Source organism: Pseudomonas sp. FJ2-5-13, from assembly GCF_029201605.1.
GTDB lineage: Bacteria > Pseudomonadota > Gammaproteobacteria > Pseudomonadales > Pseudomonadaceae > Aquipseudomonas > Aquipseudomonas lactis.
Genome location: NZ_CP104045.1, coordinates 2,969,605 through 2,994,727 on the forward strand (window position 1 = coordinate 2,969,605; position 25,123 = coordinate 2,994,727).

Annotated in this window: 21 protein-coding genes; 16 read left to right on the top strand and 5 right to left on the bottom strand. The window is 61.8% G+C overall.

The window, feature by feature from the left end; translation table 11 throughout:
- Positions 1–97: 97 nt before the first annotated feature.
- From arnC to N2A98_RS12960, 12 genes are all read left to right on the top strand, one after another.
- Positions 98–1,132 (top strand): undecaprenyl-phosphate 4-deoxy-4-formamido-L-arabinose transferase, encoded by a 1,035-nt coding sequence (gene arnC / locus N2A98_RS12905; protein WP_003191219.1) that lies wholly within the window; start codon positions 98–100, stop codon positions 1,130–1,132.
- Positions 1,129–3,120 (top strand): bifunctional UDP-4-amino-4-deoxy-L-arabinose formyltransferase/UDP-glucuronic acid oxidase ArnA, encoded by a 1,992-nt coding sequence (gene arnA / locus N2A98_RS12910; RefSeq protein ID WP_044273842.1) that lies wholly within the window; start codon positions 1,129–1,131, stop codon positions 3,118–3,120. Before arnC ends, arnA begins: the two co-directional genes overlap by 4 nt.
- Positions 3,120–4,004, top strand: a complete 885-nt coding sequence (gene arnD / locus N2A98_RS12915) for a 4-deoxy-4-formamido-L-arabinose-phosphoundecaprenol deformylase (RefSeq protein ID WP_275623562.1) — start codon at positions 3,120–3,122, stop codon at positions 4,002–4,004. Before arnA ends, arnD begins: the two co-directional genes overlap by 1 nt.
- Positions 4,001–5,656, top strand: a complete 1,656-nt coding sequence (arnT, locus tag N2A98_RS12920) for a lipid IV(A) 4-amino-4-deoxy-L-arabinosyltransferase (RefSeq protein WP_275623563.1) — start codon at positions 4,001–4,003, stop codon at positions 5,654–5,656. Before arnD ends, arnT begins: the two co-directional genes overlap by 4 nt.
- Positions 5,653–6,000, top strand: a complete 348-nt coding sequence (gene arnE / locus N2A98_RS12925) for a 4-amino-4-deoxy-L-arabinose-phosphoundecaprenol flippase subunit ArnE (RefSeq protein WP_044273847.1) — start codon at positions 5,653–5,655, stop codon at positions 5,998–6,000. Before arnT ends, arnE begins: the two co-directional genes overlap by 4 nt.
- Positions 5,997–6,410: a 4-amino-4-deoxy-L-arabinose-phosphoundecaprenol flippase subunit ArnF gene (gene arnF, locus N2A98_RS12930; protein ID WP_275623564.1), complete on the top strand. Its 414-nt coding sequence runs from the start codon at positions 5,997–5,999 to the stop codon at positions 6,408–6,410. The genes arnE and arnF overlap by 4 nt, the downstream gene beginning before the upstream one ends.
- Entirely contained in the window at positions 6,407–7,789 is a 1,383-nt protein-coding gene (locus N2A98_RS12935) for a UDP-glucose/GDP-mannose dehydrogenase family protein (RefSeq protein WP_044273850.1), read from the top strand. Before arnF ends, N2A98_RS12935 begins: the two co-directional genes overlap by 4 nt.
- Complete coding sequence (locus N2A98_RS12940; protein ID WP_275623565.1) at positions 7,790–9,412, top strand: glycosyltransferase; 1,623 nt, start codon at positions 7,790–7,792, stop codon at positions 9,410–9,412.
- A gap of 332 nt (positions 9,413–9,744) precedes the next feature.
- On the top strand, positions 9,745–9,921 hold the full coding sequence (locus N2A98_RS12945; protein WP_275623566.1) for a hypothetical protein: 177 nt from the start codon (positions 9,745–9,747) through the stop codon (positions 9,919–9,921).
- A 165-nt stretch (positions 9,922–10,086) separates the two neighbouring features.
- Complete coding sequence (locus N2A98_RS12950; RefSeq protein ID WP_003191232.1) at positions 10,087–10,797, top strand: HPP family protein; 711 nt, start codon at positions 10,087–10,089, stop codon at positions 10,795–10,797.
- Positions 10,798–10,927: 130 nt separating this feature from the next.
- Positions 10,928–12,031: an enoyl-CoA hydratase/isomerase family protein gene (locus N2A98_RS12955; protein ID WP_044273855.1), complete on the top strand. Its 1,104-nt coding sequence runs from the start codon at positions 10,928–10,930 to the stop codon at positions 12,029–12,031.
- Between the two features lie 3 nt (positions 12,032–12,034).
- The gene (locus N2A98_RS12960; protein WP_275623567.1) at positions 12,035–13,186 is read left to right on the top strand and encodes an acyl-CoA dehydrogenase family protein; all 1,152 of its coding nucleotides are present in this window, start codon (positions 12,035–12,037) and stop codon (positions 13,184–13,186) included.
- Between the two features lie 694 nt (positions 13,187–13,880).
- Here N2A98_RS12960 and N2A98_RS12965 read toward each other — a convergent pair.
- The 5 genes from N2A98_RS12965 to N2A98_RS12985 are packed head-to-tail and all read right to left on the bottom strand — an operon-like array spanning position 13,881 to position 19,438.
- Entirely contained in the window at positions 13,881–14,654 is a 774-nt protein-coding gene (locus N2A98_RS12965) for an enoyl-CoA hydratase (protein ID WP_044273861.1), read from the bottom strand.
- A gap of 11 nt (positions 14,655–14,665) precedes the next feature.
- Complete coding sequence (locus N2A98_RS12970; RefSeq protein WP_078803089.1) at positions 14,666–15,793, bottom strand: acyl-CoA dehydrogenase; 1,128 nt, start codon at positions 15,791–15,793, stop codon at positions 14,666–14,668.
- 9 nt (positions 15,794–15,802) lie between these two features.
- Positions 15,803–16,987 (bottom strand): acetyl-CoA C-acyltransferase, encoded by a 1,185-nt coding sequence (locus tag N2A98_RS12975; RefSeq protein WP_047710882.1) that lies wholly within the window; start codon positions 16,985–16,987, stop codon positions 15,803–15,805.
- Positions 16,988–16,999: 12 nt separating this feature from the next.
- Positions 17,000–17,767, bottom strand: coding sequence for an SDR family NAD(P)-dependent oxidoreductase (locus tag N2A98_RS12980; protein WP_078803090.1), 768 nt, complete (start codon positions 17,765–17,767; stop codon positions 17,000–17,002).
- 21 nt (positions 17,768–17,788) lie between these two features.
- Complete coding sequence (locus N2A98_RS12985) at positions 17,789–19,438, bottom strand: AMP-binding protein (protein ID WP_275623568.1); 1,650 nt, start codon at positions 19,436–19,438, stop codon at positions 17,789–17,791.
- A 379-nt stretch (positions 19,439–19,817) separates the two neighbouring features.
- Between N2A98_RS12985 and N2A98_RS12990 the strand changes: the two genes are divergently transcribed.
- The 4 genes from N2A98_RS12990 to N2A98_RS13005 all read left to right on the top strand — a co-directional run bounded on the left by N2A98_RS12990 (position 19,818) and on the right by N2A98_RS13005 (position 25,112).
- The gene (locus N2A98_RS12990; RefSeq protein WP_047710884.1) at positions 19,818–20,711 is read left to right on the top strand and encodes a bestrophin family protein; all 894 of its coding nucleotides are present in this window, start codon (positions 19,818–19,820) and stop codon (positions 20,709–20,711) included.
- Between the two features lie 70 nt (positions 20,712–20,781).
- Complete coding sequence (locus tag N2A98_RS12995) at positions 20,782–21,840, top strand: tetratricopeptide repeat protein (RefSeq protein WP_069558455.1); 1,059 nt, start codon at positions 20,782–20,784, stop codon at positions 21,838–21,840.
- 102 nt (positions 21,841–21,942) lie between these two features.
- Positions 21,943–23,442 carry an ATPase domain-containing protein gene (locus N2A98_RS13000; protein WP_032897276.1) on the top strand — a complete coding sequence of 500 codons (1,500 nt, stop codon included), beginning with the start codon at positions 21,943–21,945 and terminating at the stop codon, positions 23,440–23,442.
- Positions 23,442–25,112: an ATP-binding protein gene (locus N2A98_RS13005; RefSeq protein WP_047710886.1), complete on the top strand. Its 1,671-nt coding sequence runs from the start codon at positions 23,442–23,444 to the stop codon at positions 25,110–25,112. Before N2A98_RS13000 ends, N2A98_RS13005 begins: the two co-directional genes overlap by 1 nt.
- Positions 25,113–25,123: the final 11 nt, after the last annotated feature.

The following is a 25,123-nucleotide window of genomic DNA, read 5'->3' on the forward strand; positions in this document are numbered from 1 at the left end:
TCTTTAGCCCCGTTTTGTAACCTGCGGGCTGTAGTTTTGCCCAATGAACGCTGCTGTTTTCACGCTTGAAGTCGCTTTAGCCCGAGGTCATGAATCTTTGAAACCCTACCCTATTCATTGCGTGTCGATCGTTATCCCGGTCTACAACGAACAAGAAAGCCTGCCTGAGTTGCTGCGCCGCACCACGGCAGCCTGCAAGCAACTGGCTTACGAATACGAAATCATCCTGGTGGATGACGGTAGCCGCGACAATTCGGCCCAACTGCTCGAAGACGCCGCCGCCGAAGACGGCAGCAACGTGGTAGCGGTGATCCTTAACCGCAACTACGGCCAGCACGCGGCGATCATGGCCGGCTTTGAACAGTGCCGTGGCGAAGTGGTGATTACCCTCGACGCCGACCTGCAGAACCCGCCGGAAGAAATCCCGCGCCTGGTCGAGCAAGCCGCATTGGGCTACGACGTGGTCGCCACCGTGCGCAATAACCGCCAGGACTCGGCCTTCCGCCGCTGGCCGTCGCGCTTGATCAACCTCGCCGTGCAGCGCTCTACCGGCGTGGCCATGACCGACTACGGCTGCATGTTGCGCGCCTACCGCCGCACCATCGTCGACGCCATGCTCGCCTGCCGCGAGCGCAGCACGTTCATTCCTATCCTGGCCAACGGCTTTGCCCGCCACACCACGGAAATCCTCGTGCACCACGCTGAACGTGAGCACGGCGAATCCAAGTACAGCGCCATGCGCCTGATCAGCCTGATGTTCGACCTGCTGACGTGCATGACCACCACGCCCTTGCGCCTGCTGTCCATCGTCGGCTTTAGCCTCGCGGCGCTCGGCGTGCTGTTTGCCTTTGCCCTGATTGTCATGCGCCTGGCGTTCGGCGCCGACTGGGCGGGTGATGGCCTGTTCGTGCTGTTCGCGGTGCTGTTCGTGTTCACCGGGGGCCAGTTCATCGGCATGGGCCTGCTGGGCGAATACCTGGGCCGCATGTACAGCGATGTACGCGCCCGCCCACGCTTCTTTATTGAAAAAGTGCTGCGCAACCAACCGGCAGCACCGGCTCCAGTCGTCGTGGTTGACGGCCTGGTGTCTTCCCATACGTCTACTTCTTCTTCGGATCAGGTCCAGTCATGAGTTCAAAAGCTGTTGTATTCGCCTACCACGATATTGGCTGCGCAGGCATTGAAGCGCTGCTCAGCGCCGGTTACGACATTGCCGCCGTGTTCACCCATGCCGATGACCCCAAGGAAAACAACTTCTACGGTTCCGTCGCCCAACTCTGCGCACGCAACGGCATCCCGGTACATGCTCCGGAAGACGCCAACCACCCGCTGTGGATCGAACGCATTGCCAAGCTGAACCCGGAGTACATCTTCTCGTTCTACTACCGCAACCTGCTGAGCGAACCGCTGTTGGCCACCGCCCGCAAAGGCGCGTTCAACCTGCACGGCTCGTTGCTGCCTAAATACCGTGGCCGCGCCCCGGCCAACTGGGTGTTGGTCAAAGGCGAAACCGAAACCGGCGTGACCCTGCATCGTATGGTCAAGCGTGCCGATGCCGGCGCCATCCTGGCCCAGCAGAAAGTCACCATCGAGCGCAGCGATACCGGCCTGAGCCTGCATGCCAAGCTGCGTGATGCGGCCGCTGCCCTGCTGCGCGATGCCCTGCCACAGCTGGCCCAAGGCAAGCTGAGCGAAACCGCCCAGGACGAAAGCAAAGCCACCTATTTCGGTCGTCGCACCGCCGCCGATGGCAAGCTGGACTGGAAACAGCCCGCCGAGCAACTGTTCAACCTGGTGCGTGCGGTGACCCAGCCGTACCCGGGCGCCTTCTGCGCCGTGGGCGAGCACAAGCTGATCGTGTGGCAAGCCGACGTGGTCAAGGGCAACGAAGGTCTGGCGCCTGGCCGTGTGATCAGCGTCAACCCGCTGCGCATTGCCTGCGGTGAAGATTCCCTGGTGGTCAAGTTCGGCCAGCGCAACGAAAACGGCCTGTACCTGGCGGGCCCGTCCCTGGCCGATGAACTGGGCCTGGTGGATGGTTCTGTACTGCGCGGCGCCGAGTCAGGCCGCAAGCCGCGCCGCACTCGCGTGCTGATTCTGGGCGTCAACGGTTTTATCGGTAACCACTTGTCCGAGCGCCTGCTGCGTGACGACCGCTACGAAGTCTATGGCCTGGACATCGGCTCCGACGCCATCGAGCGCCTGCGCAGCCACCCGAATTTCCATTATGTGGAAGGCGACATCAGCATCCACACCGAGTGGATCGAATACCACATCAAGAAATGCGACGTGGTGCTGCCGCTGGTGGCTATCGCTACGCCGATCGAATACACCCGTAACCCGTTGCGCGTGTTCGAACTGGACTTCGAAGAAAACCTCAAGCTGGTGCGCTACTGCGTCAAGTACAACAAGCGCGTGATTTTCCCGTCGACCTCGGAAGTCTACGGCATGTGCCAAGACCAGTACTTCGACGAAGACACCTCCAACCTGGTGGTGGGCCCAGTCAACAAGCAGCGCTGGATCTACTCCGTCTCCAAGCAACTGCTGGACCGCGTGATCTGGGCCTACGGCGACAAGGGCCTGAAGTTCACCCTGTTCCGTCCGTTCAACTGGATGGGCCCGCGCCTGGACCGCCTGGACTCGGCGCGCATCGGCAGCTCCCGCGCCATTACCCAACTGATCCTGAACCTGGTGGAAGGCACACCGATCCGTCTGTTCGACGGTGGTGAGCAGAAGCGTTGCTTCACCGACATTGCCGACGGCATCGAAGCCCTGGCGCGCATCATTGATAACGACAATGGCGTGTGCGACGGCCAGATCATCAACATCGGCAACCCTGAAAACGAAGCCAGCATCCGCCAGTTGGGCGAAGAGCTGCTGCGTCAGTTCGAGGCCCACCCGCTGCGCCACAACTTCCCGCCGTTCGCTGGGTTCCGCGACGTCGAGAGCAAGGCGTTCTACGGCACGGGCTACCAGGACGTGGCGCACCGCAAGCCAAGCATCGAAAACGCCAAGCGCCTGCTGAACTGGGAGCCGAGCGTGCAGATGAGCGAAACCATCGGCAACACCCTGGATTTCTTCCTGCGTGAAGCCATGCTTGAAATTGCGGACAAAAAGTAATGCAGGCAGGTCTTCGCATCGACGTCGACACCTACCGCGGCACCCGTGAAGGTGTGCCACGGTTGCTCGACTCCCTGGCCGAAGCTGGGGTCAAAGCGACGTTCTTCTTCAGTGTCGGGCCGGACAACATGGGGCGCCACTTGTGGCGCCTGATCCGCCCGCAGTTCCTGTGGAAGATGCTGCGCTCCAACGCTGCCGGCCTGTATGGCTGGGACATCTTGCTGGCCGGCACCGCCTGGCCAGGCAAGCCGATTGGCCGCGACCTGGGGCATTTGATGCGCCAGGCCAAGGCCGCCGGGCATGAAGTCGGCCTGCACGCCTGGGACCACCATGGCTGGCAGGCCAACACCGGGCGCTGGAGCGAGGCACAGCTGGTCGAGCAGATTCGACGCGGCGTAGACACCTTGAGCGACATCCTCGGCGAGCGCGTCGGCTGTTCAGCGGCCGCCGGCTGGCGTGCCGATGAGCGCGTGGTGCAAGCCAAGCAAAGCTTCAACTTTCGCTACAACAGCGATTGCCGGGGCACCAGCCTGTTTCGACCAACCTTGGCCGATGGCAGCGCGGGCACCCCACAAATCCCGGTAGACCTGCCGACCTTCGACGAAGTCGTCGGGCCGGTGGTGGCTGCCAACGATTTCAACCGCTTCATTCTTGATCGGTTCAGCGCGTCAAAGCTGAACGTCTATACGATCCACGCAGAAGTAGAAGGGATTCTGATGGCCAATGATTTTCGCCAGTTGCTCGCCCAGGCCGGGCAGCGCGGCATTGATTTCAAACCCTTGGGCGAGCTGTTGCCTGCGGATGTGACCACCCTGCCCCAGCAACAGCTGGTGCGCGGCGCCTTGAGCGGCCGCGAGGGTTGGCTGGGAGTGCAGCAGGCATGATCCGCCGCTGGGCGTTGCCCCTGCTCCTGCTGGCGTTCGCCGTGTTCTACCTGCTGCCGTTGGCCACCCATGGCCTGTGGATTCCCGATGAAACCCGCTATGCGCAAATCAGCCAGGAAATGCTGCTGACCGGCAAATGGGCCGCGCCGCACTTCATGGGCATTCGCTACTTCGAGAAGCCCGCCGCAGGCTATTGGATGATCGCGCTGGGCCAGGCGATCTTCGGGCAGAACCTGTTCGGCGTACGGTTTGCCTCGGCCTTGAGTACCGGCTTGAGCATTCTGCTGGTGTATCTGGTGTCTCGCCGGTTGTGGAACGACCCGCAAAAGAGCCTGGTCAGCACGCTGCTCTACATGAGCTTCGTCAGCGTGGCCGCGCTGGGCGGCTATGCCAACCTGGACCCGCAGTTCACCTTCTGGGTCAACCTGACGGGCGTGGCCTTGTGGTTCTGTTTCGACAGCACCACACGGCGTGCGCGCTTGTGGTCCTGGGCCTTGCTGGGCCTGGCGTGCGGCATGGGCTTCATGACCAAGGGCTTCCTGGCCTGGTTGCTGCCGGTGCTGGTCGCCCTGCCCTACGCCGTCTGGCAAAAACGTTTTGGCGAGTTATGCAAGTTTGGCCCTGTTGCCGTGGTGGTGGCGATTGCCGTCAGCCTGCCGTGGGCGCTGGCCGTGCATCTGCAAGAGCCGGACTACTGGCATTTCTTTTTCTGGCACGAGCACATTCAACGCTTTGCCGGTGAAGACGCCCAGCACGCCGAACCCTTCTGGTATTACTTGCCGCTGCTGGTCGCGTTCGCGCTGCCGTGGGTCGCCGTTCTGCCGTCCGCGCTTAAGCAGGCCTGGCTGCAACGACGCGTGCCGAAAACCGCGTTCCTGTTGCTGTGGTTGTTGATGCCCCTGGCCTTTTTCAGCCTGGCCAAAGGCAAGCTGCCCTCCTACATCATGCCGTGCATGTTGCCCCTGGCCTTGCTGATGGGCTCGGCCCTGAGCGACAAACTGGCTCTAGGCCGCGGCCGCGTGCTGCGCATCAATGGTTGGTTGAACCTGGCGATCGGTGTGCTGGTATTGCTGGCCCTCAGCTGGTTCCAGTTGAAGAAGCCGGTATACGAACCGGGTGAGGAAACCCTCAGCCTGGTGCTGGTGTTCATCTTCTTGTTCGGTTGGATCGTGGTCAATCTGCTGCAAGCGGCACGCCCGCTGAAATTGTGGGCCGCGCCGCTGATCGGCAGTGGCTTACTGGTGCTGCTGGTGCCTGCCGCATTGCCCCACTCGGTGGTTTACAACAAGACCCCGGACCAATTCATCATCGATCACATCGACGAGTTGCAGCCCAGCGTTGCCCTGCTGAGCAACGACCTGGGCGCCGCCTCGGCGTTGTCCTGGCGCCTCAAACGCCCCGATATCACGCTGTACAACACCTCGGGTGAGGTCAAGTACGGCCTGGCTTACGAGGACACGGCGCCGCGCCTGGTCGACCGTAACCGCATCCAGTCATGGATGGCCGAAACCCGTCGTACCGGCGCGGTGGGCGTGGTGATGCGCGTCAATAGCACCGGTGAAAAGGAAGAGCTCGCACTGCTGCCCACCGACGGAAAACGGTATGCGCAGGGCAAGATCGTGATCCTGATTTTCCCGCAGGTCGCGCCATGATCACCCTGCTGCTACTGCTCACGGCCTGCCTGTTCACTTGCATGGGCCAGGTCTCGCAAAAGTTTGCCGTGGAAAGCTGGCGCGGCATGCCGGATGGCTGGGCATCGAAACTGCGCTCGCCGTGGTTGTGGTCGGCGCTGGTGTGCCTGGGCCTGGGCTTGCTGGTGTGGCTGCTGGTGTTGCAGCGCCTGGAAGTGGGCATTGCCTACCCCATGCTCAGCCTGAATTTTGTGCTGGTCACGCTGATGGCGCGCTTTGTGTTCCACGAGCCCATTGATGGCCGTCACTGGCTGGGCGTGGGGCTGGTGATTGCCGGCGTGGTCTTGCTGGGGCGTCAGGTATGAGTCGCGTGCGGGGTTTCGCCTTGGCCATGGGCAGTGTCGGCCTGGTGAGTGGTGCCCAACTGGGCATGCGCTGGAGCATGACGCGCCTGCCCCTCCCCTCTGAATGGCTGGCCGCTTTTGCTGATAACCGCATCGACCTGGGTGCCCTTGGCGTGGTGATCCTGGCGATCATCGCCTATGCACTGTCGATGCTGTGCTGGCTCGGCGCACTGAAGCACTTACCCCTGGGCCGCGCTTATTCGCTGCTCAGCATCAGCTACGCGCTGGTGTATTTGCTGGCCGCCAGCCTGCCAGTGTTCAACGAAAATTTCTCGCTTTCAAAAACATTGGGGGTGGCTTTGGTCATCCTCGGTGTACTGGTTATCAACTCTCGTCGTGCTAGCACCTCAAGTCCCAGGAATACCCCATGAAAATCAGTGTATTTGGTAGTGGTTACGTTGGTCTGGTTCAGGCCACTGTATTAGCCGAAGTCGGTCACGATGTCATTTGCATGGACGTTGACAAGCACAAGGTCGAATCGCTGCAGAAAGGTCATGTGACCATCTTCGAGCCGGGCCTGGCTGCCATGGTCAAGGACAACCTGGAAAGCGGGCGCCTGCGCTTTACCCACGACGAAAAACTCGCCGTCGAACACGGCGAAGTGCTGTTTATTGCTGTGGGCACGCCGTCGGATGAAGACGGTTCGGCCGACCTGAAATACGTACTGTCGGTGGGTGATGCGGTTGCCCGCCACCGCATGGCACCGGTGATCCTGGTGGAGAAATCCACGGTACCGGTCGGCACCGGCGACACATTGCGCGACCACATCCTCAATAACCTGCGCGCCGCCGGCCGTGAGCTGCAGTTCGATATCGTCTCCAACCCGGAATTCCTCAAGGAAGGCTCCGCCGTTGCCGACTGCCGCCGCCCGGACCGGATCATCATCGGCTGTGAGCGTGAAGAAGTACGTGACGTGATGCGCGACCTGTACGCGCCCTTCAACCGCAACCACGACCGCATCATCTTCATGGACCTGCGCAGCGCCGAACTGACCAAGTACGCCGCCAACTGCATGCTGGCCACCAAGATCAGCTTCATCAACCAGATCGCCGAGCTGGCCGAACACCTGGGCGCCGACATTGAGTCGGTGCGCCTGGGCATCGGTGCCGACTCGCGCATCGGCTACCACTTTATCTACCCCGGCTGCGGTTATGGCGGCTCGTGCTTCCCCAAAGACATGCGCGCCCTGATCCACAGTGCCAAGCAGGCCAACTGCTCCAGCGATCTGCTCGAAGCCGTGGAAGCCATCAACCAGCGCCAGAAGAGCAAGCTGTTCGAGCGCATCAACGCGTTCTTCCAGGGCAACCTCAAGGGCAAGACGTTCGCCCTGTGGGGCCTGGCCTTCAAGCCCAACACCGATGACATGCGTGACGCCCCCAGCCGTGTGCTGATGGAAGCGCTGTGGGCCGCCGGCGCCAATGTGCGCGCCTTCGACCCGGAAGCCATGCAGGAAACCCAACGCATCTACGGCGATGACCCGCGCCTGATGCTGATGGGCACCCCGGAGTCCACCTTGGGCGGCGCCGATGCGTTGATCGTGTGCACCGAGTGGCAGCAATTCAAGGCGCCGGACTTTGACCTGATTCACCAGCGCCTGAAAACCCCGGTGATCTTCGACGGCCGTAACCTGTACGACGGCGAACGCCTGGCGCGCAAAGGCTTCAAGTACTTCCCCATCGGCCGCGGCGACTCCTGCGAGTTGCCGATCCCCCAGCAAAACTGGGTGGAACAGGCCAAGGACGCTTGCTAGGTGAACATCGCCTTACCGTCCGCGCAGCGTGCAACGATCCGTCACCAGTCCCTGGGGCTTGGGCTCTTGGCGCTGGTGCTGTTTATCGCCGGCAACTGGCACCAGGCGATCATCGGCTTCGATTCGCGCTTCGTGGTGTTTGCCCAGGAAATGCTGCGCCATGGGCCAAGCTTCTTCCCCACCACCTATGGCCAGCCGTATGCCGATTACCTGGCGACGTCGACCCTGCTGACGTGGCTGCTGTCGTTGCCCTTGGGCCAGGTCACCAGCCTGACGGCGTGGCTGCCCACGGCGGTGGCGTCGGCGCTGATCGTGGTGCTGGTCTATCGCCTCACCGCGCCCTACTCGCCGCGTTGGGGCCTGCTGAGCATTGCGATGCTGCTGCTCAGCAGTACCTTCATCAGCGAAACCCGCGCAGTCTCCCTGGATCAGATGCTCGCCGCCGTGGCGTTGGCGGTGTTCTACCTGGGCTATGCCCATGACCATTTCGCCGCTGCAAAGCGCCTGCATTGGGTGTTTTTGCTGCTGCTGTTGGGGTTTGCCATTCGTGGCCCGATTGGCCTGGTGATCCCTACGGGCGTGTTGTGCAGCTACTACCTGATCAACCGCCAGTGGCGCCAGCTGTTCAGCTTCGGCCTGCTGGCACTGGCGCTGCTGGCGGCGTGCGTCGGCCTGTTGCTGCTGCTGGCCAAGCTCAGCGGTGGTGAAGGCTTTATGCATGACGTGATTCGCATGCAGTTCCTGGGGCGCATGGATGGCAGTGAAGGCTCCGGCGGCGTGCTGTATTACTTCACCAGCTCCCTGGGCAATTACGCCCTGGCCTATCCACTGGCATTGTTAGTGCTGCTGGCGGTGCTGATGGGCGGTCGACGCGCGCCGGACCCAGCCTTGAAGCTGGTGCTCTACTGCGCAGCAGCGGGTGTGCTGGTGATGCTGGGCCTGTCGGTGCCTCAAGCCAAGAAAGCGCGTTATATCCTGCCGATGTTGCCGATGGCCGCGATCATTGCCGCGTACCCCTTCCAGGCCACGCAAGGGCGACTGTTTGCCTGGCTGCGCGCCTTGATGCTGGGCATCTGGACGCTGTTGCCAACCCTGTTGGCCATTGGCCTGGTAGTGGCGCGGCGGCGTTACCCGGAGCCGCTGGCCGACCTTGCGTTGATCTTCGTTGTGCTTGGTGTGCTGCAGGTGCTGGCGCTGCTGGCATTGTTCCGCTCGCGGCTGCGAACCTATGGGCCCGCCTTGGCCGCCGTACTCGCCCTGTGGAGCACCTACATCATGGTGGTCGAACCCCTGGAACGTCAGGTGTACGACACTCGCACCTTCAGCCTCGCCGTCAAGGCGCACGTTCAGCAGCAACCGGCGCCACTGGTGTTGCATGCACTGGGCAAAGACGCGAAAGCCATCAAGTTCATGGTCAACTTCGATTGCGACAAGGTGCCGTTGTTTACTCAACTGCCCGCCGAATTGAAACCCGTCCAGGCGCCGGCATGGATAGTGATGAGCCAGGCCGACTTCCAGGCGCTGGACGATCCGCGCCTGCGCTCAATCGCGCCGACGCTCACGGCAGCGTTCGACAAAACCCCCTATGTGTTGCTGCATTTGGCAAAAACCTCGACGCCCTGAGTGCTTTTCTGGCTGCATTGTAAGAAAGAACGCCCACTGCTCAACGAGTGGGCGGCTTTCATCATAGGTACCAAGAAAGTGCCTACATTTGTTTGCGTAATGGCTGGTGCACTTTCCCTTCCGGTGCTCGGAGCCCAACTGTAGACTCGCTGCCACGTGCACTCACTATCTACCACCCGACCGTCAGGACCAACCTGTAGCGCTTGGGTCAGGGCACTTCACAACAACAAGGACGTTGTAGGCTGCCCGCGCGCGATGGCTTACTTCATTGAGAGGACAATGCCGTGCGAGATGACCTGTTAACCGTACCTTTACCCAGGCTTGATCGTTTGATGGCGTTGCGTGACGCACTGGTGGCGTTGAAGGGGCCGCTGGCCGACGATCCCAGGCTGCGCGAAGACCTGCAAGAGCGCCTGTTCAATGAAGAAACCCACAGTCGCGTGCTGGGCAAGATCAACCCAACGACGGCCACAGCCAGCGGGCCGATCACCTACGGCGACGCCTTTTAACTGCATTTTTTTTGTATTTAACCTTCATTAATATGCAGTAGCGCCCCTGGATCAAGCGCGGCACACTGCACAGGTTCCTTCCCCCAATGTTGGAACCTTCAAAGGGCTGTTCCGGGAAACCAGGCAGGCCTTTTTTTTCGCCCGCCGTTTATGGACCGTCTTTCAATGCTCGCTCGCTGGTTACCCGCTGCAATCAACACCCGTCCCGCCGAATGGAGCCGTGCAGCCATCGGCATGGCCCTGGGCACGCTATTGAGTGTCTGGGCTTGTGCCCAAGTATTCGGCATGGAGGTGGCCCTGCACCTGCTCGGCCCTCTGGGTGCCTCGGCGGTGCTGTTGTTTGCCGTGTCCTCGGGGGCGCTGGCCCAACCCTGGTCGATCATCGGCAGTTACCTGTGTGCAGGCGTCGTCGCGTTGCTGGTCGCCCGCGTCCTGGGGCGCACCTTGGGCAGCGCGTGCCTGGCGGCGGGTATGACCGTGGTCCTCATCTGCTGGCTACGCTGCCTGCACCCGCCGGCCGGTGGCCTGGCCATGACCCTGGTGCTGGCCGATCCGGCATCTGTCGCCCTTGGCTGGTACGAATTGGCGCCGGTGATGCTCGGCGCTGGCGCCCTGCTCGCCTGCGCGTTGGCCTATAACAATGCCACGCGCACACGTTACCCCAAGGGGCTTGCCGAGCCTGCACCGGTTATCCTGGGCACTGCCACCGCCGTCAGCGAGCCGAGCATCACGGCAGCTGACCTCAAGCTGGCGCTGGCCGAGATGGAACAGTTCTACGACGTCGAACCGACAGAGCTGGAGCAACTGATCCACGCCGCCGAGGGCCATGCACGGCGTCGCAGTATCGGCGAGGTTCTGGCCAGCCGGGTGGTTTGACCGGCACTGCATAAATGCAACAACGACCTGCACGATTCCGGGTTGTACGGGGCAAATTTGCACTGGTACGATCACAAGAGAGTTCACCCGCGAACATCTTGATAAAGACAATAAAAGCAGGGAGTTAGAGATGACTGCTCAGGTTTCATCCCAAGCAAGCCACGCCGAGGTCCAGCAGGACGCTGTTCTGGCACAGGTGCGTAACCACATCGGCCACCTCACCCTCAATCGGCCCGCCGGCCTGAACGCCATCACCCTGGACATGGTCCGCCAGTTGGCCGCGCACTTGCAGGCCTGGGCCGATGACCCCGAGATCTACGCCGTGGTACTGCGCGGCGCCGGCGAGAAAGCCTTTTGCGCTGGCGGCGACATCCGTTCGCTGTACGACAGCTTCAAGCAAGGCGACACCCTGCACCAGGATTTCTTCGTCGAGGAATATGCCCTCGACCTGGCCATTCACCACTACCGTAAACCCGTACTGGCATTGATGGACGGCTTCGTCCTCGGCGGTGGCATGGGCCTGGTGCAAGGCGCGGACCTGCGGGTGGTCACCGAACGCAGCCGCCTGGCGATGCCGGAAGTGGCCATCGGGTACTTCCCGGATGTAGGTGGCAGCTATTTTCTCTCGCGTATTGCTGGCGAGCTGGGCACCTACCTTGGGGTGACCGGGGTGCAGATTCGCGCGGCGGATGCCTTGTATTGCGGGCTGGCAGACTGGTACATCGACAGCGCCAAGCTGGTTGAGCTGGACCAGAAACTCGACGGCCTGCAATGGCACGACTCGCCGCTCAAGGACTTGCAAGGCGCACTCGCCAAGCTCGCCGTGCAGCAATTGCCCGACGCCCCGTTGGCGGCCTTGCGCCCGGCCATTGACCACTTTTTCGGGTTGCCGGACGTGCCCAGCATCGTCGAGCAACTGCAACAAGTGACCGTGGCCGATAGCCATGACTGGGCGCTGACCACCGCCAACCTCATGCAGACCCGCTCGCCCCTGGCCATGGCCGTGACCCTGGAGATGCTGCGCCGCGGCCGCCACTTGCCACTGGAACAGTGCTTTGCCCTCGAACTGCACCTGGACCGCCAGTGGTTCGAACGCGGCGACCTGATCGAAGGGGTTCGCGCCCTGATCATCGACAAGGACAAGACTCCGAAGTGGAACCCACCCACCCTCCATGCGCTGAATGCCAGCCATGTCGAGAGCTTCTTCCGCGACTTCGTGCAGATTGGGAAATAAACCATGCAAGATCTTGAATACACTGAAGAACAAGTGATGATCCGCGACATGGCGCGAGATTTTGCCCGGGGCGAAATCGCGCCCCATGCCCAAGCCTGGGAGAAAGCCGGCTGGATCGACGACGCCCTGGTGGCGAAGATGGGCGAGCTGGGCCTGCTGGGCATGGTGGTACCGGAAGAATGGGGCGGCACCTATGTCGATTACGTCGCCTACGCCCTGGCCGTGGAGGAAATCTCCGCCGGCGACGCTGCTACGGGCGCGCTCATGAGTATCCATAATTCAGTGGGTTGCGGGCCGATTCTCAACTACGGCACAACCGAACAGAAACACACCTGGCTGGCCGAACTCGCCAGCGGCCAGGCCATCGGTTGCTTCTGCCTGACCGAACCCCAGGCCGGCTCCGAAGCCCATAACCTGCGCACCCGTGCCGAGTTGCGTGACGGGCAATGGGTCATCAATGGCGCCAAGCAGTTCGTCAGCAATGGCAAGCGCGCCAAGCTGGCCATCGTGTTCGCCGTGACCGACCCGGAACTGGGCAAGAAAGGCATTTCGGCGTTCCTGGTACCGACTGATACCCCAGGTTTCGTGGTCGACCGCACCGAGCACAAGATGGGCATCCGTGCGTCAGACACCTGCGCCGTCACGCTCAACCAATGCAAGGTTCCTGAAGCCAACCTGCTGGGTGAGCGCGGCAAGGGCCTGGCCATCGCCCTCTCCAACCTGGAAGGCGGACGCATCGGCATCGCCGCCCAGGCCCTGGGCATTGCCCGCGCCGCGTTTGAAGCCGCGCTGGCCTACGCCCGTGATCGGGTGCAGTTCGACAAGGCAATCATCGAACACCAGAGCGTGGCCAACCTGCTGGCTGACATGCAAACCCAACTCAACGCTGCGCGCCTGCTGATCCTCCACGCCGCACGCCTGCGCACCGCCGGCAAACCCTGCTTGTCCGAAGCCTCCCAGGCCAAGCTGTTCGCCTCGGAAATGGCCGAACGGGTCTGCTCCAAGGCAATGCAGATCCATGGTGGGTATGGGTATTTGGAGGATTACCCGGTGGAGCGCTACTACCGGGATGCACGGATCACGCAGATTTACGAAGGCACCAGCGAGATTCAGCGGATGGTGATTGCCAGGGAGTTGAAAAACTACCAGCTCTGACGGACACCACACCATCGCCTTCTGTAGGAGCGAGCTTGCTCGCGAAAAACGTCAGCGATAACGCGTGCTTGCTGACTGACCGCGGCGTCTGTGCGCTTTTCGCGAGCAAGCTCGCTCCTACAAAAATGCCTTGACCGTCTGGCATTATGGCTTGCCTGCGATGCAGACACCTCGGTACATCAGGGTACCGATCAACGCTAACCACGATGCGAAGCGAGCCGCTCTTGATCTGCTCTTGATCTTGGGCGCCCCATCAAACCACGCTGGCCGGAATTCGACAGGGATTTGGGGGGTAAACCGGCAGGGATGCCGGTTTAGCCGCCCCGCGCCATGGATGGCGCGTGGCGGCGGCCCCCCAAATCACTGGCGGATTACGGGCACACCGAGCCTAGGCGAGGTGCCGAGTGGTGGGGCAAGAGCGTTTTGCTTACTTTTGCGCTTCTCAAAAGTGAGCCGCCGTCAGGGCGGAACCCTAAGTAGCCGTTACCGCAGCAATGGATATGTACACAATCCAACTGTGTTGACTGTCAGGCCGCCTTCGCGAGCAAGCCCGCTCCCACAGTTGGATTGCGGGGGTATCAGGTAGATAGGTGTCGGCTGGCAGGCCGTCATCGCAGGCAAGCCAGCTCCCACAGTTGGATCGTTGGGGTGTCAGGTAGATAGGCGCCGGCTGGGAGGCCACCCCCCCACCAGGTTACTTATCCTTAAATTCCGGCGCCCGCTTGGCCACAAACGCGGCCATGCCTTCCTTCTGGTCCTGGGTCGCAAACGCCGCATGAAACACCCGACGCTCAAAACGCACGCCTTCAGACAGGCTGACTTCAAACGCACGGTTCACGCTTTCCTTGACCATCATGCTGATCGGCACAGATTTACCGGCGATCAGGGTAGCCACCTTCAGCGCTTCCTCCAGCAGTTCATCGGCGGGCACGATGCGCGCCACAACCCCGCAGCGCTCGGCCTCTACCGCGTCGATAAAACGCCCGGTCAGGCACATCTCCATGGCCTTGGCCTTGCCCACCGCACGGGTCAGGCGCTGGGTGCCGCCCATGCCCGGCAGCACGCCCAGGTTGATTTCCGGCTGGCCAAACTTGGCGGTGTCGCCGGCAAGGATAAAGTCGCACATCAAGGCCAGTTCACAGCCGCCGCCCAGGGCGAAACCATTCACGGCGGCAATGATCGGTTTGCGGCGGTTGGCCACGCGGTCGCTGTCGCTGAACAGGTCATCCATATAGATCTGCGGGTAGGTCAGCTCGGCCATTTCCTTGATGTCGGCACCGGCCGCGAAGGCTTTTTTCGAGCCAGTCAGCACGATGCAGCCAATTTCCGGGTTGGCTTCCAGGCTGTCCAGCGCCTGGTTCAGCTCGCTGACCAGTTGTGCATTCAAGGCGTTCAGTGCGCTGGGGCGGTTAAGCGTGATCAGCCCGACACGGCCCTGAACGTCAAGCAGGATGGTTTCGTAACTCATGTCTCGGCTCCTTAAAGATTGCGTGAGATGACCATGCGTTGAATATCGCTGGTGCCTTCGTAAATCTGGCAGACCCGCACATCACGGTAGATCCGCTCCAGGGGGAAGTCGTTCAGGTAACCGTAACCGCCCAAGGTTTGCAAGGCGGCCGAGCAGACTTTCTCGGCCATTTCCGAGGCAAACAGCTTGGCCATGGACGCCTCCACCAGCGCTGGTTTGCCGCTGTCACGCAGGGCAGCGGCGTAATGCACCATCTGCCGGGCGACGGCGATCTGGGTGGCCATGTCGGCCAGGCGAAAGGCGACGGCTTGGTGTTCGATCAGCGGCTTGCCAAAGCTTTCACGTTCACGGGCATAGTCGCGGGCCGCTTCGAAGGCGGCGCGGGCCATGCCCACCGACTGGGACGCGATGCCCACGCGGCCACCTTCCAGGTTGGCCAGGGCAATTTTATAACCTTCGCCCTCCTCGCCCAGGCGGTTGGCCACCGGCACTTTCACGTCTTCAAACAGGATCTGGCAAGTGTCCGAGGCATGCTGCCCCAGCTTGTCTTCCACCCGCGCCACGGTGTAACCGGGCGAATTGGTGGGCACGATAAACGCGCTGATCCCACGCTTGCCCGCAGTAGGGTCGGTGACTGCAAACACAATCACAATCCCGGCGTTTTGCCCGGAGGTGATGAACTGTTTGCAGCCGTTGAGTACATAGTGGTCGCCTTCAAGGCGTGCACGGGTTTTCAGGCTGCTGGCATCGGAGCCGGCCTGGGGTTCGGTCAGCGCAAAAGCACCCAGCATAGCGCCGCTGGCCAAGGGCATGAGGAACTGCTCTTTCTGCTGGTCATTGCCAAATTTGAGGATCGGCACGCAACCCACCGAGTTGTGCACGCTCATGATCGTGGAGCACGCACCGTCGCCCGCGGCGATTTCTTCCAGGGCCATGGCGTAGGCCAGGTAGCCGGTGTCGCAACCGCCCCACTGCTCTGGCACCAGCATGCCGAAAAAGCCCAGTTCGGCCATTTCCGCGATGGCCTCCTTGGGAAAGCGATGCTCGCGGTCCCACTCGGCGGCGAAGGGTTTCAAACGTTCCTGGGCAAATTGCCGGGCGGCGTCGCTGATTTGCAGTTGTTCGTCATTGGGCAACATAGGTCATCCTCAATACAGGCATTCAACGGCCATCGCCGTGGCTTCACCACCGCCAATGCAAATGGCTGCGACGCCACGCTTGAGCCCCTTCTGGCGCAGGGCCGCGAGCAATGTCACCAGGATACGTGCGCCAGAGGCACCAATGGGGTGGCCCAGTGCGCAGGCACCGCCATGCACGTTGACCTTGTCGTGGGGAATCTCCAGCTTGCTCATGGTCACCAGGCTGACCACGGCGAAGGCTTCGTTGATTTCGAACAGGTCCACCTCGTCGAGGCTCCAGCCGGTCTTGCTCATCAGCTTACGGATCGCCCCCACCGGCGCCACCGGAAACAGCCCAGGCTCATCGGCAAACGCGGCGTGCCCATGGATCACCGCCAAGGGCTTGAGGCCACGCTTGAGCGCCTCGGACTCACGCATTAGCAACAACGCCGCCGCGCCATCGGAGATCGAGCTGGAGTTGGCTGCTGTCACTGTACCGCCGTCACGGAACGCCGGTTTAAGGCTGGCGATCTTGTCCAGCTTGGCTTTCGGCGGTTGTTCATCATGGAGGATGGTTTTTTGCTCCTTGCCCACGGTGACCTGCACCGGGACGATTTCGCTGGCAAAGCTGCCGTGGGTGATGGCCTCCTGCGCGCGGGTCAGGGAGGCGATGGCAAACGCGTCCTGGGCCTCACGGGTAAAACCATTGTGCTCGGCGCAGTCCTCGGCAAAGGTGCCCATCAGGCGCCCCTTGTCGTAGGCGTCTTCGAGGCCGTCGAGGAACATATGATCAAGCACCTTGCCGTGGCCCATGCGGTAGCCGCTGCGCGCGCGGTCCAACAGGTACGGGGCGTTGGACATGCTTTCCATGCCCCCCGCGATCACCACATCAACGCTGCCAGCGCGCAGCGAATCGTGGGCCAGAATCGTCGCTTCCATGCCGGAGCCGCACATTTTGTTGAGGGTGGTGCAGCGCGTGCCCTTATCCAGCCCGGCTCCCAGGGCGGCCTGGCGAGCAGGCGCTTGCCCAAGCCCGGCGGGCAGCACGCAGCCAAACAGCACTTCGTCGACGGCATCGGTGGCGATACCGGCGCGCTCGACCGCCGCACGAATGGCGGCAGCGCCCAGTTGCGGCGCGGTCAGGCTTTTGAGGTCGCCCTGAAACCCGCCCATGGGCGTGCGCACAGCGCTGACAATCACAATAGGGTCGTTCATAGCCATTGCTCCTTATTTGGCGGCCATGCGCAAGGCACCGTCGAGACGGATCACTTCGCCATTGAGCATGCTGTTTTCAATGATGTGGCGTACCAGCGCGGCATATTCGGCGGGTTTGCCCAGGCGCGGCGGGAACGGCACGCCGGCAGCCAGGGACTCACGCACCTCTGGGGTCATGCCGGCCATCATTGGGGTTTCGAAAATGCCCGGTGCGATGGTCATCACGCGGATGCCAAAGCGCGCCAGTTCCCGTGCGGCAGGCAAGGTGAGGCTGGCAATCGCGCCCTTGGAGGCGGCATACGCAGCCTGGCCTATCTGCCCATCGAACGCCGCCACCGAGGCGGTATTGATGATCACGCCACGCTCGCCGTCGGCATTCGCCTCGGTTTCAGCGATCGCCGCAGCGGCCAGACGCAGCAGGTTGAAGCTGCCGATCAGGTTGACGTTGATCACCTGGGCGAAGTTTGCCAGGCCATGCGGGCCATTCTTGCCGAGGATCTTCTCGCCGCGCACCACACCCGCGCAGTTGACCAGGCCATGCAAGCCACCAAAGGCTTCGACCGCTGCCTTCACCGCCGCTTCTGCAGCGGCTTCCTGGCTGATGTCCGCCACGGCACTGCGGGCAGTGTCGCCCAGTTGCTGGGCCTTGGCGGCCACGGCGTCGGCGTTCAAGTCCACCAGCATCACCTTGGCACCCGCGGCGATCAGCATTTCAGCGGTGGCCGCGCCGAGGCCCGACGCGCCGCCGCTGACCAGGAATACCTTGTTTTCAATCTGCATCGTTGTTTCCTTTTAAAGAGATCACGCCACGGCCGCCTGGGCCTTGGCTATTTCCTGATTGCGCAAAATAAAGCGTTGCAGCTTGCCGCTCGGGGTCTTGGGCAAGTCGCTGACAAATTCGATTTCCCGTGGGTACGCATGGGCGGCCAGGCGCTGGCGCACATGCAGGCGCAGCTCTTCGGCCAGCTCGGGGGTGGCGCGGTATTGCTCGCTGATCACCACAAAGGCTTTGACCAGCTCGGTGCGCTCCGGGCAAGGCTTGCCGACCACCGCCGCCTCGACCACCGCCGGGTGCTCCACCAACGCACTTTCCACATCGAAGGGGCCCACGCGATAGCCGGATGTAGTGATCACGTCGTCACTGCGCCCGACAAAGCTGATGCTGCCGTCCGGGTTCAGCTCCACGGTGTCGCCGCTGAGGTAGTACTTGCCAACGAACGCCTTGGTTTTCACGCCGTCGTATCCGGCGAACCAGCACATGGGCGATTGCTCGCGGTCGATGGCCAGGATGCCGGGCTGGCCGGCCGGCAGCTCTTGATGGTCGTCATTCAGCACCACGATGCGATGCCCTGGCGAGGCAAAACCCGCCGAACCCACGTGCACCGTATGCGCCAGGCCGTGGTGGTTGCACAGCACCATACCCAGTTCGGTCTGGCCGTAATGGTCGTGGATGGTCACGCCCAGGTTGTCGGCGAACCAGCGAATCACCTCCGGGTTCAACGGCTCGCCGGCGCTGCTGACGATGCGCAGCTTGCCCTTGATCGAACGCGCGAACTGTTCGCCACCGGCAATCAGCAGGCGATACGCAGTGGGCGAACCGGTCAGGTTGGTGATTGCGTATTTATTGATCACCCGGCAGGTGCTTTCCAGGGTGAACGGGCCATCGTAGAAGGTGATCGGGTGCCCCATGGACAACGGCCCGGTCACGCCGAAATAGATGCCATAGGCCCAGCCAGGGTCAGCGACGTTCCAGAACGCGTCTTCGGGGCGCAAGTCCACGGCGTCGCGCATATAGCCCTGGAACGCGACGATGGCCTTGAGCGGCACCGACAGCGCCTTGGACGGGCCGGTGGTGCCCGAGGTGAACATCAGCAGGAACGGCTCCTCTGCGCCCAGTAGCACCGGCTCGCAGTGAGAAGAGTAATGGGGCAGTTCGGCCCAGAAGCTGTAATCGCCACGTACGATGCCTTCACCCTTGGCCCCGGCGACCGTGACGATGGTCGGGCAGTCGGCGACCTCAGCCAACTTGGGGCGGTTCACTGCATCGGTGACCACCAGCGCTGCGCCGGAACTGTTCAAGCGGTGTTCAATCGCCTTGGGACCGAACGCGGTAAACAGTGGCTGATAGACCGCGCCGATGCGCCACGTCGCCAACACCACCACCAGCAATTCGGCGGTACGCGGCAGCAGGCCCGCCACCTTGTCACCGCGCTTGACGCCTCGGGCCAGCAGGAAGTTGGCAAAACGTGCGGCCTGCTCCTGCAGTTCGGTGAAGGTCGAGGTAGCGCTACGCCCGTCCTTGCCTTCCCAGAACAACGCGATACGCCCCGGCAGCGCGTGACGGTCACAACACTCCACACAGGCATTGAGCGCTTGCAGATTGCCGGCCAGTGCGGCGTCGACGGTGTGCTGGTAATCAAACTCGTTGGTGGCAGCCAAATACTCACGCATCGCTTTCTATCCTTCTGTGTTTTTATTTTCAGGACATTTTCAACTCGATAAAACCGCTGAAATAGTCGCTCCAGAGCGGCGCAGCGGCAATGGTCAAAGCTTTCAACTTGGCTGACTGGTTTGGCCAGTCCATAGTAAAACGCGGGGGGGCTTTTTCGCTTTTCTGTGGGAGCGGGCTTGCTCGCGAAGGCGTCGGCCCAGCAAACATCGAGGCTGACTGACCCACCGCCTTCGCGAGCAAGCCCGCTCCCACAGGGTTATGTACTGCCGGCTCCCACGTCAGTCATTGAGTCGACTGATCAGGCGGTCGATCCAAGTGATTGGACGCTCCGGGTGCCAGCTTCTACCCTGATGATCTGCACCGCCACAGAAGCCCGCCATGATCGTTCGCCCCAAACCCAACGTCCTGGGTATCCTGTTCTCCCTCAAAGGCTCCATTGCCAAGCGCATTGCCTGGCGCAGCCTGCTGGTCACGCTGTTGGCCTCGGTCATCGTGCTGGTGGAAACCCTGCACCCCGCCTATTTTTCCAAGGTCAACGCTACGCCCTTCACCTTGCTGGGCCTGTCGCTGTCGATCTTCATGAGTTTTCGCAACAACGCCTGCTACGACCGTTGGTGGGAGGGGCGTAAGCAACTGGGGCAAATGGTCATTGACGTGCGTTCGCTGATTCGCGAGACCCAGGTGCTGGGGGACAACGCCGAGCGTGCTGGCCTGCTGCGCGGCCTATGCGGTTTTGCCCATGGTTTGGTCGCGCATTTGCGTCATGAAGATCAAGCCCGGGCGATACACCCTTGGATCAGCGTGCCAGCGGGCCACCCCAACCTGTCGGACAGCGTGCTGCAAACGGTCGGTGCGCGCTTTTCGGTCCTGGCCCAACAGGGTGTGATCAGCGAATGGCGCTACACCCAGCTGGAAAGCCGGTTGGTCAGCCTGAGCCAGGTGCAGGCGGCGTGTGAGCGGATCAAGACCACGCCACTGCCCTTCCCCTACACCCTGCTGTTGCACCGCACCATCTACCTGTTCTGCATCCTGCTGCCGTTCGCCATGGCCGAGCCACTGGGCTGGTTGACGCCGGTGTTCACTGCGATTGTCAGCTACACCTTCTTTGGCCTGGATGCGATTGGCGACGAATTGGAGGACCCTTTCGGCTTCGACGAAAACGACTTGCCGTGTGACGCCATCCTGCGGACATTGGAGCGTGAGATTCTCGCAGCCCTGGGTGAAGTCAACCTGCCGCCTGCGTTGGAACCAGCGGACTACGTGCTGACCTGACGCGGGTTTGACACTCGCCTCGCACTGACCGAAGCTTGGAACTTTGCTGCCCAAGCTTTCGGACGCCTGCATGTCAAAGTCACGCCGTTACTCCATCATCGGCCTGTGCGCCCTGTTGCTGATCGTACTGATCATCTGGTTTTTCTCCCGCACCCCGACAGTGGCCGTACCCCCGGCCATCGCCCATGGCTACTCCAAGGCCTTGAAGCAAGCGCATAACGGCGAGCCCGGCGCCGCACGTGTGTTGTACCAACAACTGGGCCGGCCAGACCTGTCGCCCGAACGCCGCGCCGCCTTGCATGCTGAATTACCCAATTACCCCAGCCCCCAGGCGCTGAAGTTGGCCGATAAAGACCTGGCCAATGAATCGGCGCTGGTGCGCGAAGCCGCGATTCACAGCATCGTCGGCCTGGTGCCCACCGGCCAACGCACCCTGCTGCTCGGCCCGGTGCTGGATGATCCCGAACAGTCGGTGCGCTTTGCCGCCGCCAACGCCTTGCTCGGCCTGTCTCCCGACACCCTGGGCCTGTACTTTGGCCCGCTGCAGCAGGTGCTCGACGAATTCGTGAAAACCCTCAAGGCCCAACCCGAAACCGCCGAAGGCTGGATTCAATTGGCGCGCCTGTACATCCACAGTGCCCTGCTGCCGGAGGCGCAAAACGCCCTGGAGCAGGCAATGCGTTTGCAGCCGGACAACCTGCAAGCGGTGGTATCGCAAATCGAACTACTGGACAAACAAGGCAAGACCGACGACTCGCGCCAACTGTTGGCCCGGCAACTGGCGGCTCATCCGGAATCGGCCTACCTGCAACATGCATTAGGCATGTGGCTGCTGCACCATGGCGAGCGCCCCTACGCCCTGCTCGGCCTCTCCAAGGCGGTGGAGCTTGAGCCGGACAACCCGGATTATCGCTACGACCTGGCCACGACCCTGCACGACCAGGACGAAGTAGAGGCGGCCCAGCGCCAGTTGGAAGAAATCGTCCAGCGTGATCCCGCCAACCGCAAAGCCCGCGTGTTGCTGGTCAACTACTGGAAAGAGACCGGGCAGTTGCAGAACGTCCAGGTGCTGCTCGCCCAACTGGAGCAACAGAACCCGGATGATCCGGCGTTACAGCAGGGCCTGTAATTCTTACAAAACGTTGAACCGCTACGTGCCACTACGGTCAAGTGAATATGGCGCGTCCGAGTCGGCGCGCCCCTCTACTTGTACGTGACCTGAGGGCACTTCTTGAGTACATCCAATCAGCTGTTGAGTGAAAAGGCGGCCACCGGCATCGAAGGTCTTGATGACATTCTTGCCGGCGGGCTATCGCGCAGCCACGTGTTTTTGCTTGAGGGCGAACCCGGCACCGGTAAAACCACCGTGGCCCTGCACTTTTTGCAGGCCGGCGCGCAAAACGGCGAACGTTGCTTGTATATCACCCTGTCCGAAACCGAGCACGAATTGCGCCAGGGCGCCAAATCCCATGGCTGGGACCTCGATGACCATATTCATATTTTCGAACTGACCCCGCCCGAAAGCTTGCTCAACGCCGAACACCAGCAAAGCCTGCTGTACTCCTCCGACCTGGAACTGGGCGAAGCCACCCGCCAGATCTTTGAAGTGGTGGAACGGGTCAAGCCGACCCGCGTGGTGGTCGACAGCCTGTCGGAGATCCGCCTGTTGGCGCAAAGCTCCTTGCGCTATCGCCGGCAGATCCTGGCGATCAAGCACTACTTCGTGCGCTATGACGCCACCGTATTACTGCTGGACGACCTGACCACCGAGTCCCTGGATAAGACCGTGCACAGCGTGGCCCACGGGGTAATTCGCCTGGAGGAACTGACGCCCAACTACGGTGCCGAGCGTCGTCGCATCCGGGTGGTGAAATACCGGGGCCAGAAATACCGTGGCGGCTTTCACGACTTCACCATCATGGGCGACGGCATTCACGTATTCCCGCGCCTGGTGGCGGCTGAGCATCGAGGCGGTTACAACCGTCAAACCTTGAGCAGCGGTATCGAGGAATTGGATTCTCTGCTCGGCGGGGGAATCGAGACCGGCTCCAGCAGCCTGATTCTCGGCCCGGCCGGTACCGGCAAGTCGCTGATCTCGATGATCTTCGCCGCTGCTGCCGTGGCCCGTGGCGAAAAGGCTGCGCTGTTTATCTTCGATGAAGAACTGGGCCTGCTGTTCGAGCGTATGAAGAACATGGGCATCGACCTCGCCGCGTTGCGAGACACCGGCAACCTGCTGATCGAGCAGGTCGACGCCGCCGAACTCTCCCCCGGCGAATTTTCGCACCGGGTGCGCCGTTGCGTGGACGAGCGCGGCATCAAGACGGTGGTCATCGACAGTATCAACGGCTACCAGGCCGCCATGCCCGAAGAGAACGCGCTGATCCTGCATATGCATGAACTGTTGCTGTACCTCAACCGCCGCGGGGCTGCCACCTTCATGACGGTGGCCCAGCACGGCCTGGTCGGCGACATGCAGACGCCAGTCGACATCACCTACCTGGCTGACACCGTAATCCTGCTGCGTTATTTCGAGGCTCTGGGCAAAGTTCGCCGGGCCATTTCGATCATCAAGAAGAGAACCGGCTCACATGAGTCGACTATCCGCGAATACCGCATCGGCAGCCGCGGCATGACGGTGGGTGTGCCCCTGGATAACTTCCAGGGTGTGCTGCGCGGCATTCCGACCTATATGGGCGCCGGCTCCCCCCTGCTCAAGGATGAGGGCTAGTGCCGGCCCTTTCTCCTGTCTCCGAGCGCGCCATCGTGCTGGCGCCCATGGGCCGCGACGGCTCATTGGCGCTGATGATGCTAAACGAAGCCGGCTACAGCGGGATCGTCGCCAATAGCCTGGCCGCCCTGTGCGAAGAGCTGACCCAAGGCGCCGGCCTGCTCATCATTGCGGCTGAGGCGCTGCGTGGCGTCGACCTGGAGCCGTTACTTGAGTTGTTGCATCAGCAGCCGGCCTGGTCCGACCTGCCGATCGTGCTGATGACCCAGCATGGCGGCAAAGAGCAGAACGGTTCGACCCGACTGAGCGGCTTGCTGGGTAACGTCACGTTTCTGGAGCGGCCATTCCATCCCATCACCCTGATCAGCCTGGTCAGCGCCGCCCTGCGCGGTCGGCGGCGCCAGTACGAGGCGCGGGACCGCTTGATTGACTTGAGCGAGAGCGAGCTGCGGCTGCAGCGCACCCTGGAAACCCTCGAGCAGCAAGTGGAAGAACGCACCGCCCAACTGCGCCACAACGAAGAAGCCCTGCGTCAGTCGCAGAAAATGGAAGCCGTTGGCCAGTTGACCGGCGGTATCGCCCATGACTTCAACAACATGCTCACCGGCATTATTGGGAGCCTGGAACTGCTGCGCCGACGTGTGGCGCGAGGCAAATTGGATGACCTGGACGGCCTGATCGACCTGGGCGTGACCTCCGCCAACCGCGCGGCCAGCCTCACCCACAGACTGTTGGCGTTCTCCCGTCGACAATCGCTGGACTCCAAACCCGTGCAGATCAACCAGTTGGTCGCGGCCATGGGCGAATTGTTGCAACGCAGCATCAACGAAAGCATCAGCCTGGACATGCGCTTGAGCGACGCCTTGTGGACGGCCGAAGCCGACCCGAACCAGCTCGAAAGCGCCCTGCTCAACCTGGTGATCAACGCGCGCGACGCCATGCCCACCGGTGGCACGCTCACGGTGGAAACCACCAACCGCCACCTCGACAGCGTCTTCACTGCCGCCTACGGCACCCTGACACCGGGCGATTACGTAGAGCTGAGTGTCAGCGACAACGGTTGCGGCATACCGCAGCACTTGATGGGCCGCGTGTTCGATCCTTTTTTCACCACTAAACCCATCGGCCAGGGCACGGGGCTGGGGTTGTCAATGATCTACGGCTTCGCTCGTCAGTCTCGTGGGCATGTGACCATCCACAGCGAAGTCAACAAAGGCACCACGGTCAGCTTGTTCTTGCCGCGTTTTATCGGCGAGCCCCAAGCCCAGGAGCCGCTCAACCCGACATTGCTGCCGTTTGCCAATGCAGGGGAAACGGTGTTGATCGTCGAGGATGACCCCGCGGTTCGGGTGCTGGTCAGCGCCGTGCTCAAAGAGCTGGGTTATGGGTTCGTCGAAGCCGCAGACGCGAATACGGCGGTGCCGATCATTGAGTCCGAGCAGCGCATTGACCTGATGATCAGCGATGTCGGGTTACCCGGTATGAATGGCCGGCAATTAGCGGAAATCGGCCGGCAAATTCGCCCTGAACTCAAGGTGTTGTTCATTACCGGGTATGCCGAGCATGCGGCGGTGCGTGGAGGGTTCCTGGACCCTGGCATGCAGTTGATCACCAAGCCGTTTACGTTTGATTTATTAACGGCCACAGTACGGGAGATGATTCGGGAGTAAGGGGCCTTTAT

What these genes read in the sequence shown, in the direction of transcription:
- N2A98_RS12935 (WP_044273850.1), top strand. Translation starts at nt 6,407, where the DNA reads ATGAAAATCAGTGTATTTGGTAGTGGTTACGTTGGTCTGGTTCAGGCC.
- N2A98_RS12970 (WP_078803089.1), bottom strand. Translation starts at nt 15,793, where the DNA reads ATGTTGCCCAATGACGAACAACTGCAAATCAGCGACGCCGCCCGGCAA.
- arnF (WP_275623564.1), top strand. Translation starts at nt 5,997, where the DNA reads ATGAGTCGCGTGCGGGGTTTCGCCTTGGCCATGGGCAGTGTCGGCCTG.
- N2A98_RS12950 (WP_003191232.1), top strand. Translation starts at nt 10,087, where the DNA reads ATGCTCGCTCGCTGGTTACCCGCTGCAATCAACACCCGTCCCGCCGAA.
- N2A98_RS12995 (WP_069558455.1), top strand. Translation starts at nt 20,782, where the DNA reads ATGTCAAAGTCACGCCGTTACTCCATCATCGGCCTGTGCGCCCTGTTG.
- N2A98_RS12945 (WP_275623566.1), top strand. Translation starts at nt 9,745, where the DNA reads ATGGCGTTGCGTGACGCACTGGTGGCGTTGAAGGGGCCGCTGGCCGAC.
- arnE (WP_044273847.1), top strand. Translation starts at nt 5,653, where the DNA reads ATGATCACCCTGCTGCTACTGCTCACGGCCTGCCTGTTCACTTGCATG.
- N2A98_RS12965 (WP_044273861.1), bottom strand. Translation starts at nt 14,654, where the DNA reads ATGAGTTACGAAACCATCCTGCTTGACGTTCAGGGCCGTGTCGGGCTG.
- N2A98_RS12955 (WP_044273855.1), top strand. Translation starts at nt 10,928, where the DNA reads ATGACTGCTCAGGTTTCATCCCAAGCAAGCCACGCCGAGGTCCAGCAG.
- N2A98_RS12980 (WP_078803090.1), bottom strand. Translation starts at nt 17,767, where the DNA reads ATGCAGATTGAAAACAAGGTATTCCTGGTCAGCGGCGGCGCGTCGGGC.
- arnA (WP_044273842.1), top strand. Translation starts at nt 1,129, where the DNA reads ATGAGTTCAAAAGCTGTTGTATTCGCCTACCACGATATTGGCTGCGCA.
- arnT (WP_275623563.1), top strand. Translation starts at nt 4,001, where the DNA reads ATGATCCGCCGCTGGGCGTTGCCCCTGCTCCTGCTGGCGTTCGCCGTG.
- N2A98_RS12975 (WP_047710882.1), bottom strand. Translation starts at nt 16,987, where the DNA reads ATGAACGACCCTATTGTGATTGTCAGCGCTGTGCGCACGCCCATGGGC.
- N2A98_RS12990 (WP_047710884.1), top strand. Translation starts at nt 19,818, where the DNA reads ATGATCGTTCGCCCCAAACCCAACGTCCTGGGTATCCTGTTCTCCCTC.
- N2A98_RS12985 (WP_275623568.1), bottom strand. Translation starts at nt 19,438, where the DNA reads ATGCGTGAGTATTTGGCTGCCACCAACGAGTTTGATTACCAGCACACC.
- N2A98_RS12960 (WP_275623567.1), top strand. Translation starts at nt 12,035, where the DNA reads ATGCAAGATCTTGAATACACTGAAGAACAAGTGATGATCCGCGACATG.
- arnD (WP_275623562.1), top strand. Translation starts at nt 3,120, where the DNA reads ATGCAGGCAGGTCTTCGCATCGACGTCGACACCTACCGCGGCACCCGT.